The sequence below is a fragment of the Endozoicomonas sp. ONNA2 genome (genome assembly GCF_024606365.1).
Classification (GTDB): Bacteria; Pseudomonadota; Gammaproteobacteria; order Pseudomonadales; family Endozoicomonadaceae; genus Endozoicomonas.
On sequence record NZ_JAHHPO010000031.1, the window covers coordinates 1 to 2,231 of the forward strand.

A 2,231-nucleotide genomic window follows, 5' to 3' on the forward strand; every position below is an offset into this window, starting at 1 on the left:
TCACCAGTGAGCATCTGCTGGCCAAAAGGTGGTTTGCCACATTGGCAACACACCAGCAGAACCAGTTCCGGGAGATTGCCCGGGACATCAGTGAACCTGACCTGCACAACTGGCTGGGACAATTTACTACGGACGCAACGGTAGCCGAAAAACTTCGCAGCCAAGCCCCTGCAGGGCAAATAACAGACGACGTTCGTAAAACCTGTGAACCACAAAAAGGAGAATGCTTTTCCCCAGCCCTGTTTTACAAGGTGAGTCAACTGATGGTGGGCTGTCAACAATTCGAACCGGTTCTGGAAAAGCGAATTATTAATATTCCTGAGGTCAATAACGTCAGCTATAACACCCATGGCGACCATTTAGTGATCTTCAGAAACAATTATACCGGGATAATCCTTGGCTTTTCAGGAGACGGCCAATGGCATAAACAGGCTGGTTTTATCTATAATTCCCGGGTCGAACGTGAGCCTCCGTTCACCACCGTCATAACCAGCTTCATCGCCCATGGCCGTCATTTATTGACCTGGGATGGATTCCGTACTGCAAGAATCTTTGCCTATAACGCCGATCACAGCTGCACAGAGCAGTTCAGTTTTGTCCATGAAAGCAGGATCATATCAGCTGACTTGAGTTGCGATGGTCATCAGGTAGTCATTACCTGTGATGATGGCAGTGCCAAAATCCACAGTCTGGACGACGCTGGTCACTGGACATTAACAGCAGACATCGCCGATGGCAGGAGCTGGAAGGCCTGCTTCAGCCCCGATGGCAGCCAGGTACTGACCCGCCCGGTGGACCCCTACGCCTGCCACCTGGAGGCAAAAATCCACCGGCGGAACGGAGAGCATGGCTGGACCTCAGAAACCATTAGTGACCCCAATGTCAACTTCGTCAGGTTCAGCCCTGATGGCGACCAGTTGCTGTTGTTCGGTTTTATGGGGGTGGCAAAAATCCTTAACCTGAACAAAAACGATGGCAACACGCTGGAGAGTATCAAAAACAGTAACAATAGCTACCAGATCATCTATTTTACAGCCAGCCCTGATGGTCGCCATATCATTACCATCAACTATCACGACCTTGAAATAGGCAACACAACCCTGAAAATCTTCAGTCGTGATGACAGCGGCAACTGGACTGGGAAAACCGGCCATATCCCCATTTCTAAAGACACAGATCCTGGCCTGTCCGCCCAATTCAGCCCCGACGGTTGCCATGTGATGGCGGCGGTCAAAGATCTTTCCAGCGTTGAATTCCTGAGCTGTGACAAACACGACAACTGGATACAGACCTCTATTCCCTTGAGGGGAAAAACGAGAAAAGCCTTCTTCAGTCCCGACAGCAGCCATGCGGTAGTCATCATCGCCGGTTATGGTGCCAGTTGCTGCATATACAGTTATACCGCAGCCAGAGGCTGGATAGAAAAAACCGACATTCGCCATAACCATGAGAGGCCACAAATTAAGGCCAGTTTCAGTGCTGATAGCCGTCATGTTGTCTCTTTCTGTTGCCGCGCACGCAACTGTAGCGAATATCACGCAAAAATCTACGGACTCGACAGAAATGGCGATTGGCGACAAAGAGCCATTATCACCCATTACGGCCGGATCAATTCCGCACGCTTCAACGCCGATGGCAGCCATTTAGTGACCGCAAGCGCGGATGGCACAGCAATAATCCTGGGCCGGTATGCCGATGGCAGCTGGGGAGTCAAGACCATTCTGAAGCATACCGGGCAGGTCCGATCAGCCATCTTCAGTGCCAATAGCAGACAGGTGGTGACTGTCAGTGGCAAGCACACCGTAGAAATCTGGCGTTTGTATGGTGAGGATCCAGTGCCACCTCGCCTGCAAGCAGATGCATGCATGCCGCCATCGCCCGGGTGCAAAAGGGCAAACAAGTCTGGTTTACAGGATGATTCCGACTGACTTGAACTTTTGCCCGACTATTCCATCCAAGACTACTGAACGGCAATCACCTGACGAGGGCAATGAATCATGGAATCTCCCGTTACCGTGAACACCATCAGCAGTCATGGCAGCAGCCCGGACCGTGGCGGAGTGACACCTGAGGCGTCGTATTGTGTGGGGCGCAGCAACGGGATGTCGGTTGTTCCCTGCAAAGGCCCGTGTACATTACTGCATGTGCCAAGGGTTCCCATGCTCAAGCTGTTAGACCTTTTGAATGTCCGGGATATTCTCGCCACCGCAAAAACGTGCAGGCATTTAAAC

At 51.5% G+C, this 2,231-nt stretch carries 2 protein-coding genes; both read left to right on the forward strand.

The genetic code is table 11. The features are described 5' to 3' along the window. The coding region (locus KDK14_RS00350; RefSeq protein WP_257263027.1) for a WD40 repeat domain-containing protein at nucleotides 1-1,928 on the forward strand (1,928 nt) is incomplete at its 5' end. A 69-nt stretch (nucleotides 1,929-1,997) separates the two neighbouring features. Further along, a partial coding sequence (locus tag KDK14_RS00355) for a hypothetical protein (RefSeq protein WP_257263028.1) occupies nucleotides 1,998-2,231 on the forward strand: 234 nt, incomplete at its 3' end.